Genomic DNA, 15,363 nt, shown 5'->3' on the forward strand with positions numbered 1-15,363 from the left:
CGCTTTTTTTTAGCAAAAAATGGCTTTACAGCAGGGGGTTTTCACCACGCTGCCACCAGCGTAACAGCAGGCGGTCTAAGCTGTTCGCTGCGCTACCGGTGAAGCGGTCCATCACTTTTTTACGCTGCAGATAGCGTACATTAATAGCGTCAAAATCTTTCATCATCCCCAGCAGCAGATCGTCGCTGGTCGCCACGTCATCCACCAGACCTTTTTCTTTCGCCTGCGTACCATACCAGTGCTCGCCCGTGGCCACCGCTTCAATATCAAGGCCCGGACGCATACTGCTGACAAACTGCTTGAACAGATGATGCGTTTCATTGAGGTCTTCCCGGAACTTCTCCCGCCCCTGTTCGGTGTTTTCACCCAGCAGCGTCAGCGTACGTTTGTACTGCCCTGCAGTATGCAGCTCAACGTCAATATCATTCCGCTTTAGCAGGCGATGGAAGTTAGGGATTTGCGCGACAACGCCAATTGACCCAATGATGGAGAATGGCGCGGCCACAATGCGCTGTGCCACACACGCCATCATATAACCGCCGCTGGCCGCCACCTTATCGACCGCAATGGTTAAAGGCACTGCTTTGTCTCGCAAGCGCTGAAGCTGGGATGCCGCCAGCCCGTAGCCATGAACCACGCCGCCGGGGCTTTCCAGGCGCAGCAAAACTTCATCCTTGGGTTTAACCACAGATAACACGGCGGTAATTTCTTCACGGAGCGAGCTGACTTCGTGGGCATCCATACTGCCTTTGAAATCGAGGACATAAAGCGTCGGCTTGCCCGAGCTGGCCTTTTCACCGCGTTTAGCCCGCGCTTTGGCCTGCTTAGCCTCCAGCTTAAGCTTTTTCTTTTCTTCCTTAAGCCACAGCTTCTGCTGATGCGGGTCAAGCATCGCGACCTGCATCTCTTGCTGCACATCCTGATACTGCTCGCTCAGATTCGTCAGCCTCAGTTCACCCCGGGCCTGCTTCTTACGTTGCGCAACGTTCACCAGAATGAGAGCAACGGCACCAATTGCCACCACAATGGTCACCGCTTTAGCCAAAAAAAGTCCATAGTCAGCAATCAGATCCACATTTACCGCCTTTATCACTAAGCATTGTTAATGTCCGCAGTGTACCCGAGCTGGCACACGTTCGTCTGTAAGTAACTATAAAGGCAGCAACAGCGCTTCTTTAAAGCGTTTGGCCCGGGGAAATTTTTGCAAAATGTTAATCCTTAGCATTGTCTCCGGCTGACTGATTGAAATACGCCCGTCTTTAAGGCATAAAGCCGGGTAACCCAATGAGAAATAAGACGTGAGCATATTGCATCACGCGAGGAGTAAAACCGTGCACTATCAGCCACAAGATAATTTACTGAAAAATCGCATTATTTTAGTAACCGGCGCCAGCGATGGCATCGGCCGCGTCGCCGCGCTCACCTACGCTCGCTTTGGTGCCTCGGTCATTTTACTGGGTCGCAATGAGCAAAAGCTCCGCGCCGTCGCCGGTGAGATCCAGTCTCACGGTTTGCTCCCTGCACACTGGTTCACGCTCGACCTGGCTACCGCCACGTCAGCAGATTGCCATGCGCTGGCTAACAAGCTTAGCGCGCTGGTTCCCCGCCTCGATGGTGTCCTGCATAATGCCGGTATTCTTGGCGATGTCGTGTCAATGGATAAGCAGGATCCCGACACCTGGCAGGCCGTCATGCAGGTGAACGTCAATGCGACCTTTTTCCTGACTCAGGCTTTGCTTCCTTTATTACTTAAATCCGAATCCGGCTCTCTGGTGTTTACCACCTCGAGCGTGGGTCGCCAGGGCCGCGCTGGCTGGGGCGCTTACGCCGCCTCGAAGTTTGCTACGGAAGGCATGATGCAGGTACTGGCGGAAGAGTATAAGCAGCACAACCTGCGCGTGAACTGCATCAACCCAGGCGGTACCCGTACAGCCATGCGCGCCAGCGCCTTCCCTACGGAAGATCCGGCCAAACTGAAAACGCCGCGGGATTTAATGCCGCTTTATCTCTGGCTGATGGGCGACGACAGTCGCCGTAAGACCGGCATGAGTTTTGATGCCCAGCCTAACCGCAAACCCGGGATTTCAGAATGAGCGAGGAGCGTTATCAGCAGCGCCAACAGCGCCAGAAAGAAAAGGTTGATGCGCGCATTGCAGAAGCCCAACAGGAACGCGGGATTTTGATCGTCTTCACCGGTAACGGCAAAGGCAAAACCACCGCCGCATTCGGCACAGCTAGCCGTGCAGTAGGCCACGGCAAAAAAGTCGGTGTGATTCAATTCATTAAAGGCCAGTGGCCCAACGGCGAGCGCAATCTGCTGGAGCCACACGGGGTTGAGTTTCAGGTGATGGCGACAGGCTTTACCTGGGAGACGCAAAACCGGGAAACGGACACCTCCGCCTGCCTTACCGTGTGGGAGCACGGCAAACGGATGCTGGCTGACGCCACGCTGGATATGGTGATCCTCGACGAGCTGACCTACATGGTGGCTTACGATTATCTGCCGCTGGAAGACGTCTTAAGCGCGCTGGCTAACCGCCCGGTGAATCAGACAGTGATTGTGACAGGCCGCGGGTGCCACCGCGATATTCTGGAGATAGCCGACACGGTCAGCGAACTCCGCCCGGTTAAGCATGCCTTTGACGCCGGAGTGAAGGCGCAGATGGGTATTGATTACTAATAAAAAACCCCTCGCTTGAGGGGTTAAGATTTAGCTGCCGTTGCCGTTATTACGGCTGCTGCTGGCGCGGCGGTTGCCGCCGGTCACTTGAGTGTGACGCTTCACGGCGCGGCGGATCTGATTCGCCTTCATGCGGCGACGATCTTTCTCCACAGCCACTTTGCTGCTGGTTTCTTCCGGCAATTCCACCAGCGTACGCAGATAGTTTGTCTGCGCCAGGTCAAGTTCGGTGTAGCCCCCGCGCGGCAAGCCTTTCGGCAGCTTAATGTCACCGTAGCGCACGCGAATAAGGCGGCTAACCTGTACGCCAACCGCTTCCCAAAGGCGACGCACCTCGCGGTTACGGCCTTCGGTCAGGGTCACGTTGTACCACTGGTTAATGCCTTCGCCGCCGGTGAACTTGATGGTTTTGAAGGCCGCAGGGCCATCTTCAAGCTGCACGCCGCGGGACAGTTGTCTTACCTTGTCGTCATCCACCTGGCCAAATACGCGCACGGAGTATTCACGCTCCACTTCACGGCTTGGGTGCATCAGGCGATTTGCCAGTTCTCCGTCGGTGGTGAACAGCAGTAAACCACAGGTATTCACATCCAGACGCCCAACGGCAATCCAGCGTGCACCGCGCAGCTTTGGCAAACGGTCAAAAACGGTTGGGCGCCCTTCCGGGTCGCTGCGGGTACACAGCTCACCTTCCGGCTTGTAATAGGCCAACACGCGGCAGATTTGTTCCGCAGATTCGCGGATGGAGATCAAATGACCATCGATGCGGATTTTAAGCGACTGGGTGATTTCAACACGATCGCCCAGCGTGGCAATTTTGCCATCAACGCTTACGCGACCTGCAGAGATAATGGTTTCAATCTCACGACGGGAACCATGGCCAGCGCGAGCCAGCACTTTTTGTAACTTTTCGCTCATTGAGCTTCCTCGGGTGTCGCCTTCACAGGCGTCTCAGATACTTTGAAATCAAAAGGCATGAGCCTGATGAAGTATAAATACGAATTTGAATGGCTGCCCGGAAATACAGGAAAACCGCTGACAGCATCGTGGCCGCACATAGTACACGAATTTTAACTTAAATGGAGTGAAAACCCGTTTCCCGATTTACTCACCGCTGGCTCTGAGTATCCAGCAGCATAGTTCGCTCGCCGGGAGCACAGTTTCGCGAAGTAGCCGCATGTTTATTTCCTCTGACGGCCTCACTGCCCCCCAGAAAAACAGGAATGCCACTCTTCAGCCAGCGGTGATACAGCGCCTGTTGATTAGCATCCAGCGCCTTATCGGCCCAAATCATAATGTGGTCAGCGTGAATACGGCTAAGATCCGGGCAGGGAATACCGCGGTCCAGTACCTCGACGCAAAAACCGTCGCTGGCAAAACGGATCCCTTCCAGCCACAGTTCAACGGGGTCTTTAAGCGAAAGCGCCAGAATAAACAGACTGCCACCCGGACGCTTACGCCCGCTGGCCAGGACGAAAGTCGCATATTCAATCAGCGCCGTATCAAGCAATGCGCTATTCATCGCCTGCTCCTGCTGTGCATCGGCGTTAAGCCATAGTCTCAGCGGGCGGATAACTTCATCGATAAAAACAGCGGGCGGGACTTCGCGGCCATAGCGCCAGATAAGCCCCCGCAGCTTCGCAGGCTGAATCGCTTCACACTGCGCCAGCAGAGCTTCCTGAACGTCGAGCCATCTTAAAGGCGGAGACATCTCCTCGCCTTTCAGCAGCGCCAGCATATCCGACAAAGCAACCCCTTTTTCAAGCCAGCCGACAATAGCGGCGACCTGCGAACAGTGGGTAAAATCAAAAAAACGGTGCCCGTTCTCATCCACCTGCGGCTTGATCAACCCATAACGCTGCCAGCTGCGAATATTGGCGGGCGTCACGCCGCATTGAGAAGCAAGAACATCAATGTTAAATCGGGCCATAGCGATTTCCTTACAGGAAAGGTTTAACGTCCCCGACGCCCTCGCGCATAACAACCGGCGCGTCTTCCGTCAGATCGATAACCGTGGTGGGCTGCTGCCCCAGATAACCGCCGTGGATAACCAGATCCACCACTTTCTCGAGGCGATCTTTGATCTCTTCGGGATCGGACTCGGTAAACTCGTTGCCCGGCAGCATCAGCGAGGTCGACAGCATAGGCTCGTTCAGCACTTCAAGCAGCGCCAAAGCAATCGGGTTTGACGGCACGCGCAGCCCGATGGTTTTACGTTTTTCCTGCAGCAGGCGGCGAGGAACTTCTTTGGTGCCCTTCAGAATAAAGGTGTAATTCCCCGGCGTGTTGTTTTTAATCAGCCGGAATGCCACGTTGTCGACAAAGGCGTAAGTCGACAGCTCGGACAGATCCCGACACATCAGGGTAAAGTTGTGGCCGTCAGGGAGCTGACGAATACGACAAATGCGCTCCATAGCGCCCTTATCTTCAATCTTGCAGCCCAGCGCATAGCCGGAATCGGTAGGGTAAACAATGACCCCGCCTTTACGAATAATATCGACGGCCTGGTTAATCAGGCGCGGCTGCGGGTTATCCGGATGGATATAATAAAACTGACTCATACTGCCCTCTCTTTAGCGATGTGGCTCTGCTCCCAGTGCTGCCATACGGGCTCAACGCCCGCCGGTAGCCACAGCTTACGACCCAGTTCAATCCACGCGCAGGGCAGATGAAAATCAGACCCCTGCGACGCCAGCAGATTAAATTGCTTAGCGTAGCTCGCAAGCTGAGTACGTTCGTTGGGAGCCTGCTGGCACTGCGCAACTTCCATGGCATCGCCACCGTGTTCGGCAAAGTGCGCCAGCAGTCGTTTTAGCCATTTTGCGGTCAGGCCGTAGCGCCCTGGATGCGCCAGCACCGCCTGCCCGCCAGAATGATGAATCACATCAATAGCTTGTTCTATTGTACACCACTGGGGCGGAACGTATCCGGTTTTCCCCTTCGCCAGATACTTCTTGAAGACGTCCCCTATATTGCTGGCCTTGCCCTGCTCGACCAGAAAACGAGCGAAATGCCCGCGGGTAATTGCCCCATTACCTGCGTGGCGCATCGCCCCTTCTAACGCGCCGGGAATACGTGCTTTATCCAGCCGTTCAGCAATCATTACCGCACGCTGGCTGCGGCGTTCACTTTGCTGTTCAAGAAAAAGCTTCAGCGCCGGGTGATGCTCATCAATGCCCAGGCCAACGATATGAATTTCGTGATTTTCCCAGACGGTGGAGATTTCAACGCCGCTAATTAACTGTAGCGGTAAATTTAGGCGCTGGATTTCAGCCCTCGCAGCAGGCAGGCCCGCCACGGTGTCATGATCGGTAATTGCCAGTACCGTAACGCGCATATCAACCGCGCGATTAACCAAAGCTTCAGGAGACAACAGGCCATCCGAGGCGGTAGTGTGGCTGTGTAAATCGTGGATCGTGGCCAGGGTGGGCTCGCTCAAAATGGCTCCAGAATGGGTAAACAGAAATTTAGCGGCCCATGATAACGATAATCGGCTATTTTAAAAAATCAGTCTTGACAATATAGCCACGAACCAGTTTACTAGTACGCAAGTTCACATAACGAGGTATCTGAAATGAAAGCGATGAATTCCCTGCACGGTTGGTGGCGTACTCCCTGAACTCGGGCGGTGCGATCGCGTACGCTGTTTAACAGCACAGATACCAGGCCCGCCAACGATGCGGGCTTTTTTTTGAACAAAATTTGAGAACTAAAATGCAAACACAAAAACCGGCACTTGAACTCCTGAGCAGCGAAGCTGCCTACCGTGAAAACCCAACGGCCCTTTTCCACCAGCTGTGCGGTGCGCGCCCTGCGACGCTGCTGCTGGAATCCGCAGACATCGACAGTAAAGACGACTTAAAAAGCCTGCTGCTGGTGGATAGCGCCATGCGCATTACGGCCTTAGGTGACACCGTCACCTTACAGGCGTTGTCTGCTAACGGCGCATCCCTGCTGCCGCTGCTGGATGCCGCGTTGCCAGCCGGCGTCGAAAACGAACACTTCCCGGATGGCCGCACCCTGCGGTTCCCAACGGTCAGCACGTTATTAGATGAAGATGCGCGCCTGTGCTCGCTGTCGGTCTTTGATGCATTCCGCATTATGCAGGAACTGGTCAGCGTACCAGCGGAAGAGCGTCATGCGATGTTCTTCGGCGGTCTGTTTGCCTACGACCTGGTGGCTGGCTTCGAAGACCTGCCGCAGCTGAAACAGGACAACCGTTGCCCGGACTACTGCTTCTACCTGGCTGAAACCTTATTGACCATCGATCACCAGAAAAAGCAAACCCGCATTCAGGCAAGCCTGTTTACGCCGTCAGACAGCGAAAAACAGCGCCTGCTGAAACGCACCGAACAGCTGCGCCAGCAAATCAGCGAAGAGCCTGCTGCCCTACCGGTGCAAAAAGTTGAGCACATGAGCTGCGATGTCAATCAGACCGACGAAGAGTTCGGGGCGGTAGTTCGCCAGATGCAAAAAGCCATTCGCATCGGTGAAATTTTCCAGGTTGTGCCGTCCCGCCGCTTCTCGCTGCCATGCCCGTCACCGCTGGCGGCATACCAGACGCTGAAGAAGAGCAACCCAAGCCCGTACATGTTCTTTATGCAGGACAACGATTTCACGCTGTTCGGCGCTTCCCCGGAAAGCTCACTGAAATATGATGCGACGAATCGCCAGATTGAAATTTACCCGATTGCCGGCACGCGCCCTCGTGGCCGCCGCGCTGACGGTTCGTTGGATCGCGACCTGGACAGCCGCATCGAGCTGGAAATGCGTACCGACCATAAAGAGCTTTCTGAACACCTGATGCTGGTTGACCTGGCGCGAAACGATCTCGCCCGCATCTGTACGCCGGGCAGCCGCTACGTGGCTGATTTAACCAAAGTTGACCGTTACTCCTTTGTGATGCACCTGGTGTCACGCGTTGTTGGCGAACTGCGCCACGACCTGGACGTGCTGCACGCCTACCGCGCCTGTATGAACATGGGCACCCTGAGCGGAGCACCGAAAGTCCGTGCGATGCAGCTGATTGCCGGGGCCGAAGGCGTCCGTCGCGGCAGCTACGGCGGCGCGGTGGGTTATTTCACCGCCCACGGCGACCTCGATACCTGCATCGTCATCCGCTCAGCCTACGTTGAAGACGGTATTGCCACCGTGCAGGCTGGCGCTGGCGTTGTACTTGATTCAGACCCGCAGTCCGAAGCCGACGAAACCCGAAACAAAGCCCGCGCTGTTTTGCGCGCCATTGCTACCGCGCATCACGCCCAGGAGATTTTCTAATGGCTGACATTCTGCTGCTCGATAATATCGACTCATTCACCTATAACCTGGCAGACCAGCTGCGCGCGAACGGCCATAACGTGGTGATTTACCGTAACCACGTCCCGGCGCAAACCCTGATCGAACGTCTGGCCACCATGGATAACCCGGTGCTCATGCTGTCCCCAGGGCCTGGTGCCCCAAGCGAAGCGGGCTGTATGCCAGAATTGCTGACGCGTATGCGCGGTAAACTGCCAATTATCGGTATTTGTCTCGGCCACCAGGCCATTGTCGAAGCCTACGGCGGCTACGTCGGCCAGGCAGGCGAAATCCTGCACGGCAAAGCCTCCTCAATTTCCCATGACGGCGAAGCGATGTTTGCCGGGCTGCCTAACCCGCTGCCGGTAGCGCGCTATCACTCCCTGGTCGGCAGCAACATCCCTGCCGGCCTGACCATCAACGCGCATTTCGACGGCATGGTGATGGCGGTTCGCCACGAGGCTGACAGGGTTGTGGGCTTCCAGTTCCACCCGGAATCCATCCTCACCAGCCACGGCGCACGCCTGCTGGAACAAACCCTCGACTGGGCGCTGCAGAAGCTGAAGCAGGCCAATACGCTGCAGCCGATCCTCGACAAGCTTTATCAGGCGCAAACCCTGAGCCGCGAAGAGAGCCACCAGCTGTTTTCCGCCATCGTTCGCGGTGAGCTGAAACCAGAGCAGCTTGCCGCCGCGCTGGTCAGCATGAAGGTACGTGGCGAACACCCGAACGAAATCGCCGGGGCCGCATCCGCCCTGCTTGAGCACGCCGCGCCGTTCCCAAGCCCGAGCTACGAGTTTGCCGATATCGTCGGTACCGGCGGCGACGGCAGTAACAGTATTAATATCTCCACCGCCAGCGCCTTTGTCGCCGCTGCGGTCGGGCTAAAGGTCGCCAAACACGGCAACCGCAGCGTTTCCAGTCGTTCGGGGTCCTCCGATCTGCTGGCGGCGTTTGGCATCAACCTGGAAATGAACGCGGACGCATCCCGCAAAGCGCTGGACGAGCTGGGCGTTTGCTTCCTGTTTGCGCCTAAGTACCACACAGGATTCCGCCACGCGATGCCGGTTCGCCAGCAGTTGAAAACGCGTACCTTGTTCAACGTTTTGGGGCCGCTGATTAACCCGGCGCATCCGCCGCTGGCGCTGATCGGCGTCTACAGCCCGGAACTGGTGCTGCCGATTGCTGAAACCCTGCGCGTCCTCGGCTATAAGCGTGCGGCTGTGGTTCACAGCGGCGGCATGGATGAAGTGTCGCTCCATGCCCCAACGCTGGTCGCTGAATTAAATAACGGCGAAATCAAAAGCTATCAGCTGACCGCCGCCGATTTCGATCTTCCGGCCTATCACCAGGAAGCGCTGGCGGGCGGTACGCCGGAAGAAAACCGTGACATTCTGACGCGCCTGCTACAAGGTAAAGGCGAGACCGCGCACGAGTCTGCCGTCGCGGCCAACGTAGCGATGCTGATGAGATTGCACGGCCATGAAGACTTGAAGGCTAACGTCAAAAAAGTGCTGGATGTATTGCACAGCGGAGCCGCATACGACCGCGTTACCGCGCTCGCAGGGAGAGGATAAGGGAATGCAGGAGACTGTTTTAAACCGCATCGTGGCTGACAAAGCGCTGTGGGTCGAAGCCCGCAAACAGCAGCAGCCGCTGGCGAGCTTCCAGAATGAGATTGTGCCAGCCACGCGGAACTTCTATCACGCGCTGCAGGGTGCCCGCACCGTCTTTATTCTTGAGTGCAAAAAGGCATCTCCCTCTAAAGGGGTGATCCGCGATGACTTCGACCCGGCGCGTATCGCCGGTGTGTATAAGCATTATGCCTCTGCCGTGTCGGTGCTGACCGACGAGAAATACTTCCAGGGCAGCTTCGATTTTCTGCCAATCGTCAGCGGAATTGTCAGCCAGCCTGTGCTGTGCAAAGACTTTATTATCGACGCCTACCAGATCCATCTGGCGCGTTTTTACCAGGCGGATGCCTGCCTGCTGATGCTTTCGGTGCTGGACGATGAACAGTATCGCCAGTTGGCCGCCGTGGCCCACAGCCTGAACATGGGCGTGCTGACGGAAGTCAGTAACGAAGAAGAACTGGAGCGTGCCATCGCGCTCGGTGCCAAAGTGGTCGGCATCAACAATCGCGACCTGCGCGATCTGTCCATTGACCTGGACCGCACTCGCCAGTTGGCTCCACGTCTGACTCATGGCGTCACGGTTATTAGCGAATCGGGCATCAATAATTACGCCCAGGTTCGTGAGCTAAGCCACTTCGCCAACGGGTTCCTGATTGGCTCTGCGTTGATGAGTGAAGATGACCTGAACGCTGCGGTACGCCGCGTGCTGCTGGGTGAAAATAAAGTTTGCGGCCTGACCCGAGGGGAAGATGCTCGTGCGGCTCAGGAAGCCGGGGCTATTTACGGGGGCCTGATCTTCGTCCCGACTTCACCGCGTTTCGTCAGCGATGAGAAAGCCGCCGCAGTCATAGCCTCCGCGCCGCTTCGCTACGTGGGCGTATTCAGAAATACGCCGGTAACAGAAGTTGTGCAGAAAGTAGAGACATTCTCACTGAGCGCAGTTCAGCTTCACGGCGCTGAGACCCAGGCATACATTAATGAGCTGCGAGCGCTGCTGCCGGAGAAAACACAAATCTGGAAAGCGTTAAGCGTGGCCGACACGCTTCCAGAGCGGAATCTGCAGCACGTCGATAAATACGTGTTCGATAACGGCCAGGGCGGCACCGGGCAAAGCTTTGACTGGCGACTGTTAGCCGGACAAAAGCTGGACAACGTGATTCTGGCGGGCGGCCTCGGAGCGGATAACTGCGTGGAAGCGGCTAAAGCCGGCTGCGCGGGACTGGATTTCAACTCTGGCGTAGAAAGCGCGCCAGGAATAAAAGATGCTAACAAGCTGGCTGCGGTCTTCCGGACCCTGCGGGCTTACTAAGGAAGAGATACCATGACTTTACTGAACCCTTATTTTGGTGAATTTGGCGGTATGTACGTGCCGCAGATCCTGATGCCTGCTTTGCGCCAGCTCGAAGAAGCTTTCGTGGCGGCACAAAGCGACGCTGAGTTCCAGGCGGAATTTACCGACCTGCTGAAGAACTACGCGGGCCGCCCAACGGCGCTGACCAAATGCAAAAACCTCACCGCAGGCACCAACACCACGCTGTACCTCAAACGTGAAGACCTGCTTCACGGCGGTGCACACAAAACTAACCAGGTACTGGGCCAGGCGCTGCTTGCCAAGCGCATGGGCAAAACCGAAATCATCGCCGAAACCGGCGCGGGTCAGCACGGCGTAGCGTCTGCTCTCGCCAGCGCCCTGCTCGGCCTTAAATGCCGCATTTATATGGGTGCCAAAGACGTCGAGCGCCAGTCGCCAAACGTCTTCCGTATGCGCCTGATGGGGGCCGAAGTCATTCCGGTGCACAGCGGCTCATCCACCCTGAAAGATGCCTGTAACGAAGCGCTGCGCGACTGGTCTGCAAGCTATGAAACCGCGCACTACATGCTCGGCACCGCTGCGGGTCCGCACCCGTTCCCGACCATCGTGCGTGAATTCCAGCGCATGATCGGCGAAGAAACCAAAGCGCAGATCCTGGAAAAAGAAGGTCGCCTGCCTGACGCAGTAATCGCCTGCGTGGGCGGTGGCTCTAACGCCATCGGCATGTTTGCCGACTTTATCGATGAAACCAGCGTGGGCCTGATTGGCGTTGAGCCAGCCGGGCACGGGATCGAAACCGGTGAACACGGCGCGCCGCTGAAACATGGCCGCGTGGGGATCTACTTCGGCATGAAGTCGCCGATGATGCAAACCGACGAAGGGCAAATTGAAGAGTCTTACTCTATTTCTGCCGGGCTGGACTTCCCGTCCGTGGGGCCACAGCACGCGTACCTGAACAGCACCGGCCGCGCCGATTACGTCTCTATTACCGATGACGAAGCGCTGGATGCCTTTAAAGCACTGTGCCGCAGCGAAGGGATTATTCCTGCGCTGGAGTCCTCCCACGCCCTCGCCCATGCCTTAAAAATGATGCGCGAGAACCCTGAAAAAGAGCAGCTGTTGGTAGTGAACCTCTCTGGCCGCGGCGACAAAGACATCTTCACCGTCCACGATATTCTGAAAGCACGAGGGGAAATGTAATGGAACGTTATCATCATCTGTTTGAACAGCTCCAGGCCCGCAAGGAAGGCGCATTCGTTCCCTTCGTGACGCTGGGCGACCCGAACCCTGAGCTTTCGCTGAAAATTATTGATGCGCTGGTTGAAGGCGGCGCGGATGCGCTCGAGCTGGGCATTCCGTTCTCCGATCCGCTGGCAGACGGGCCAACCATCCAGGGCGCAGCGCTGAGGGCTTTTGCTTCTGACGTGACGCCAACCCAGTGCTTTGAAATGCTGGCGACGATCCGCCAAAAGTACCCGGAGATCCCGATCGGCCTGCTGATGTATGCCAACCTGGTCTTTAACCGCGGCATCGACGAGTTTTATGCGCTGTGCGCCAAAGTGGGCGTGGATTCCGTGCTGGTTGCAGACGTGCCGGTGGAAGAGTCCGCTGAATTCCGCCACGCCGCAATGCGCCACAACGTCGCGCCTATTTTCATCTGCCCGCCGAACGCCGACGAAACGCTGCTGCGTGAAATTTCGGCTCATGGCCGGGGTTACACCTACCTGCTTTCTCGTGCAGGCGTCACCGGCACCGAAACGCGCGCTCAGCTTCCGCTGCATCATTTAATTGAGAAACTGGGCGAATATCAGGCCGCACCGCCTCTGCAAGGCTTCGGGATCTCCGAACCTTCTCAGGTACGCGATGCCATTGCCGCCGGTGCAGCAGGCGCGATTTCAGGTTCTGCGGTGGTGAAAATCATCGAAAAGAATCTGGCGCAGCCTGAAGTGATGCTCAGCGAACTAAAACAGTTCGTGCAAAACATGAAAGCCGCCACGCGCGGTTAATAAGCAAAAGGCCGGAGAGATCCGGCCTTATTCTTTTCCCATTGTTTCATCGATATTTCCCAGTCTCTTCTCGCTTATCTCTGATCCTTTTGCCATTTCCCGCCATTACAAATCACAAAAATGTGAATATTTGATGAAGATCTCTGGAGTAATTTACCTTTATTCTCTCACCGCTTCAGAAATGCAATTCGCGCCCAGACGCAGATGTAACTGAAGTCACTCCCACAACTCAGAACCTAAGATGGTAGAAAAGATGAAAAAGACATCCATATTACTTGCTGGACTGCTCTCCTTCACTGGTGGTCTCTTGCCAGCTGTTCAGGCGTCACAAGCACCTAATCAAATCAACTGGGCATCTCGCTGGCAACACTTACCTGAGACGCCAGCGCCAGTCGCTGGCATAAAATCGAGCTACGCAGACATCAACGGCATTAAGCTCTACTATGGCACCCTGGGCCATGGCTCACCGGTTATTTTGGTTCACGGCGGCCTCGCTAATTCTGACTATTGGGGGAAACAAATCCCCGTATTAGCTAAAAATCACCAGGTCATTATTGTCGACAGTCGTGGACACAAGTGGTGTAGTTCACCCCGACGCCCACATAAGGCCGCACTTTGCTGCCCGCATCGCCAAAGTACCACTGCGCCATCAGCGTGGGTGGCAGCTGGTGCACGGTGGCCAGGTCACCGGTTGGCCCAAGCCCTACCTTATGACGGAACGGCGTCGCCGCCAGCAGCTCAATCCCGATGTTATCGGTGACCATATAGTCGAAAGTCAGCCCCAGCTGCGTATTGTTATCAACTTTAAAGCTGCCCATGTTGAGCACGTCATCCGAACCCGCGGTGGGTCGAACCGTCGCGGTACCCGCGCGCATAAAGAATTCCCCCGCCTGATGCGCCGACGCCGCACCGGACAAACATCCCATCGCCAGTAATGCCAGTGTGAGTTTTTTCATAGCCCTTCCCTTGTTATGGTTTTTAACAGCGGGCTGAATATACTTAGAAAGAAGTACAAAGTGATCTAACACCGATCACACTTTATCCACTAATTTAACATTCAATGATCTGGATTAATTTTTGGTTGCGCAGTGAAAAACAACAAACCGAAACCAGATCAACTTTGTGAATAATCACATCCTGAAAATTCTTCCCCCTCCACCTCTTGCAAAACGTCCTGCCCTGGCTAATTTGGATATTCCTCTCAACCGTTGGAACGTGAAATCAGAAGTTGCAGGTGCAAGATGAGCGATAACCCTTGTATGACTTGTGGTGCCTGTTGTGCTTACTTTCGTGTCTCTTTCTACTGGGCTGAAGCCGACGACGCTGGCGGCCTGGTCCCTTCACACTTAACCGAGCCTGTTACCCCTTTTCTGCGCTGCATGAGCGGCACCAACCAGCGCAATAGCCGCTGCGTTGCGCTGGAGGGCGAGCCGGGTCAGCGGGTCAGCTGCGGCATTTATGAGAATCGCCCTTCGCCCTGCCGCGAGTTTGCGATGTCCGGGGAAGACGGCATCACCCACGATGCCTGCAACCGGGCAAGAGCCCGCTACGGCCTGGTACCGCTGTACGGAACTGACGCTATTCAACCGCTTATAGAAAGTCTTTGTGGTGCCACGGCAGCCTCATCCAGGGTACAATTGCCCCCAGATTGATAACCGTTAGCAACATCAAGGAGAGTGCATGTCTATCACGGCAGGTTCCGTATACCGTGACACGGGGAATTTTTTGCGTAATCAGTTTGTTACCATATTGCTGATTGCGTTACTTTGCGCCTTAATTTCGGTGATTATTGGCCGTGCGTTCTCGCCCAGCGAAGAACAAATGGCGATTCTGAGTGAGGGAGATAACCTGGCGGGCAGCGTCGGGCTGTTTGATTTAGTGCAGAATATGTCGCTGGAACAGCAGCAAGTGTTACTGAAAGCGTCTGCGGCTTCCACGTTTTCGGGCCTGATTGGCAACGCTATTCTGGCGGCCAGCATGATGGTACTGATGCAAATCGTTTCTGCAGGCCAGCGCGTTAGCGCCCTGCGCGCGATTGGTGCCTCCGCGCCCGTGCTGCCAAAAATGTTTATTCTGATCTTCCTGACCACGCTGCTGGTGCAAATCGGCATTATGCTTGTGGTTGTGCCGGGCGTGCTGCTGGCAATCCTGCTCTCACTTGCCCCGGTGATGCTGGTGCAGGATAAAATCGGGATTTTCCGCTCTATGCGCAGCAGCCTGCGCCTGGTGTGGGCAAACATGCGCCTTGTCGCTCCTGCGGTCGTCGCCTGGCTGGCGGCTAAAACGGCGTTACTACTGCTGGCATCCAGCTTTGCTGCGCTGTCGCCGGAAGCCGGTGCCGTGGTCGCGAATACCATAAGCAACCTGATTTCAGCCGTGCTGCTTATCTACTTATTCCGCCTGTACATGTTGATACGTCAATAACCTTCCCCGACT

Annotated in this window: 14 protein-coding genes, 2 pseudogenes and 1 other annotated feature; of the genes and pseudogenes, 10 read left to right on the forward strand and 6 right to left on the reverse strand. The window is 55.8% G+C overall.

Translation table 11 applies throughout. The annotated features are described in order from the left end of the window. Nucleotides 1-25: 25 nt before the first annotated feature. Entirely contained in the window at nt 26-1,075 is a 1,050-nt protein-coding gene (sohB, locus tag B9Y90_RS01585; protein WP_085540011.1) for a protease SohB, read from the reverse strand. 256 nt (nt 1,076-1,331) lie between these two features. On the opposite strand from sohB, the gene B9Y90_RS01590 reads away from it, so the two are divergent. Both B9Y90_RS01590 and cobO read left to right on the forward strand, forming a co-directional pair. Then, a complete protein-coding gene (locus B9Y90_RS01590; protein WP_039294082.1) occupies nt 1,332-2,093 on the forward strand; it encodes a YciK family oxidoreductase in 762 nt (253 codons plus the stop codon). Further along, a complete protein-coding gene (cobO, locus tag B9Y90_RS01595; RefSeq protein ID WP_085540012.1) occupies nt 2,090-2,680 on the forward strand; it encodes a cob(I)yrinic acid a,c-diamide adenosyltransferase in 591 nt (196 codons plus the stop codon). The genes B9Y90_RS01590 and cobO overlap by 4 nt, the downstream gene beginning before the upstream one ends. A 30-nt stretch (nt 2,681-2,710) precedes the next feature. Here the strand turns inward: cobO and rluB are convergent, their stop codons facing one another. The 4 genes from rluB to rnm form a co-directional block, all read right to left on the reverse strand. Further along, complete coding sequence (rluB, locus tag B9Y90_RS01600) at nt 2,711-3,598, reverse strand: 23S rRNA pseudouridine(2605) synthase RluB (RefSeq protein ID WP_085540013.1); 888 nt, start codon at nt 3,596-3,598, stop codon at nt 2,711-2,713. 190 nt (nt 3,599-3,788) lie between these two features. Then, complete coding sequence (locus tag B9Y90_RS01605) at nt 3,789-4,610, reverse strand: MerR family transcriptional regulator (RefSeq protein ID WP_085540014.1); 822 nt, start codon at nt 4,608-4,610, stop codon at nt 3,789-3,791. 10 nt (nt 4,611-4,620) lie between these two features. Continuing rightward, complete coding sequence (locus tag B9Y90_RS01610; RefSeq protein ID WP_085540015.1) at nt 4,621-5,241, reverse strand: L-threonylcarbamoyladenylate synthase; 621 nt, start codon at nt 5,239-5,241, stop codon at nt 4,621-4,623. Beyond that, on the reverse strand, nt 5,238-6,143 hold the full coding sequence (gene rnm, locus B9Y90_RS01615; protein ID WP_176227835.1) for an RNase RNM: 906 nt from the start codon (nt 6,141-6,143) through the stop codon (nt 5,238-5,240). Before rnm ends, B9Y90_RS01610 begins: the two co-directional genes overlap by 4 nt. A 132-nt stretch (nt 6,144-6,275) precedes the next feature. Further along, nucleotides 6,276-6,373 (forward strand) — a sequence feature (Trp leader region). 21 nt (nt 6,374-6,394) lie between these two features. Between rnm and B9Y90_RS01620 the strand changes: the two genes are divergently transcribed. From B9Y90_RS01620 to B9Y90_RS26320, 6 genes and pseudogenes are all read left to right on the forward strand, one after another. Then, complete coding sequence (locus B9Y90_RS01620; protein WP_085540017.1) at nt 6,395-7,957, forward strand: anthranilate synthase component 1; 1,563 nt, start codon at nt 6,395-6,397, stop codon at nt 7,955-7,957. Continuing rightward, complete coding sequence (trpD, locus tag B9Y90_RS01625) at nt 7,957-9,552, forward strand: bifunctional anthranilate synthase glutamate amidotransferase component TrpG/anthranilate phosphoribosyltransferase TrpD (protein ID WP_085540018.1); 1,596 nt, start codon at nt 7,957-7,959, stop codon at nt 9,550-9,552. The genes B9Y90_RS01620 and trpD overlap by 1 nt, the downstream gene beginning before the upstream one ends. Nucleotides 9,553-9,556: 4 nt before the next feature. After that, a complete protein-coding gene (gene trpCF, locus B9Y90_RS01630) occupies nt 9,557-10,918 on the forward strand; it encodes a bifunctional indole-3-glycerol-phosphate synthase TrpC/phosphoribosylanthranilate isomerase TrpF (RefSeq protein WP_085540019.1) in 1,362 nt (453 codons plus the stop codon). Between the two features lie 12 nt (nt 10,919-10,930). Continuing rightward, complete coding sequence (trpB, locus tag B9Y90_RS01635) at nt 10,931-12,121, forward strand: tryptophan synthase subunit beta (protein ID WP_008454293.1); 1,191 nt, start codon at nt 10,931-10,933, stop codon at nt 12,119-12,121. Further along, nucleotides 12,121-12,927, forward strand: a complete 807-nt coding sequence (trpA, locus tag B9Y90_RS01640) for a tryptophan synthase subunit alpha (protein ID WP_039294104.1) — start codon at nt 12,121-12,123, stop codon at nt 12,925-12,927. The genes trpB and trpA overlap by 1 nt, the downstream gene beginning before the upstream one ends. Before the next feature lie 253 nt (nt 12,928-13,180). Further along, nucleotides 13,181-13,468 (forward strand): annotated as a pseudogene (locus tag B9Y90_RS26320) (alpha/beta fold hydrolase); the annotation flags it as partial. Between the two features lie 34 nt (nt 13,469-13,502). Here B9Y90_RS26320 and B9Y90_RS01645 read toward each other — a convergent pair. After that, nucleotides 13,503-13,883: pseudogene (locus tag B9Y90_RS01645) on the reverse strand (OmpW family outer membrane protein); the annotation flags it as partial. Nucleotides 13,884-14,168: 285 nt separating this feature from the next. Between B9Y90_RS01645 and B9Y90_RS01650 the strand changes: the two are divergent. Then, a complete protein-coding gene (locus B9Y90_RS01650; protein ID WP_085540020.1) occupies nt 14,169-14,579 on the forward strand; it encodes a YkgJ family cysteine cluster protein in 411 nt (136 codons plus the stop codon). Between the two features lie 28 nt (nt 14,580-14,607). Further along, the gene (locus B9Y90_RS01655) at nt 14,608-15,351 is read left to right on the forward strand and encodes a YciC family protein (protein ID WP_085540021.1); all 744 of its coding nucleotides are present in this window, start codon (nt 14,608-14,610) and stop codon (nt 15,349-15,351) included. The last annotated feature ends 12 nt before the right edge of the window (nt 15,352-15,363 follow it).

The organism is Cedecea sp. NFIX57, from assembly GCF_900177785.1.
Classification (GTDB): domain Bacteria; phylum Pseudomonadota; class Gammaproteobacteria; order Enterobacterales; family Enterobacteriaceae; genus Cedecea; species Cedecea neteri_C.

Coding starts and splice junctions, on each gene's coding strand:
- B9Y90_RS01605 (WP_085540014.1), bottom strand. CDS start 4,610: ATGGCCCGATTTAACATTGATGTTCTTGCTTCTCAATGCGGCGTGACG.
- trpA (WP_039294104.1), top strand. CDS start 12,121: ATGGAACGTTATCATCATCTGTTTGAACAGCTCCAGGCCCGCAAGGAA.
- cobO (WP_085540012.1), top strand. CDS start 2,090: ATGAGCGAGGAGCGTTATCAGCAGCGCCAACAGCGCCAGAAAGAAAAG.
- trpCF (WP_085540019.1), top strand. CDS start 9,557: ATGCAGGAGACTGTTTTAAACCGCATCGTGGCTGACAAAGCGCTGTGG.
- B9Y90_RS01610 (WP_085540015.1), bottom strand. CDS start 5,241: ATGAGTCAGTTTTATTATATCCATCCGGATAACCCGCAGCCGCGCCTG.
- trpB (WP_008454293.1), top strand. CDS start 10,931: ATGACTTTACTGAACCCTTATTTTGGTGAATTTGGCGGTATGTACGTG.
- B9Y90_RS01650 (WP_085540020.1), top strand. CDS start 14,169: ATGAGCGATAACCCTTGTATGACTTGTGGTGCCTGTTGTGCTTACTTT.
- rluB (WP_085540013.1), bottom strand. CDS start 3,598: ATGAGCGAAAAGTTACAAAAAGTGCTGGCTCGCGCTGGCCATGGTTCC.
- B9Y90_RS01620 (WP_085540017.1), top strand. CDS start 6,395: ATGCAAACACAAAAACCGGCACTTGAACTCCTGAGCAGCGAAGCTGCC.
- B9Y90_RS01655 (WP_085540021.1), top strand. CDS start 14,608: ATGTCTATCACGGCAGGTTCCGTATACCGTGACACGGGGAATTTTTTG.
- trpD (WP_085540018.1), top strand. CDS start 7,957: ATGGCTGACATTCTGCTGCTCGATAATATCGACTCATTCACCTATAAC.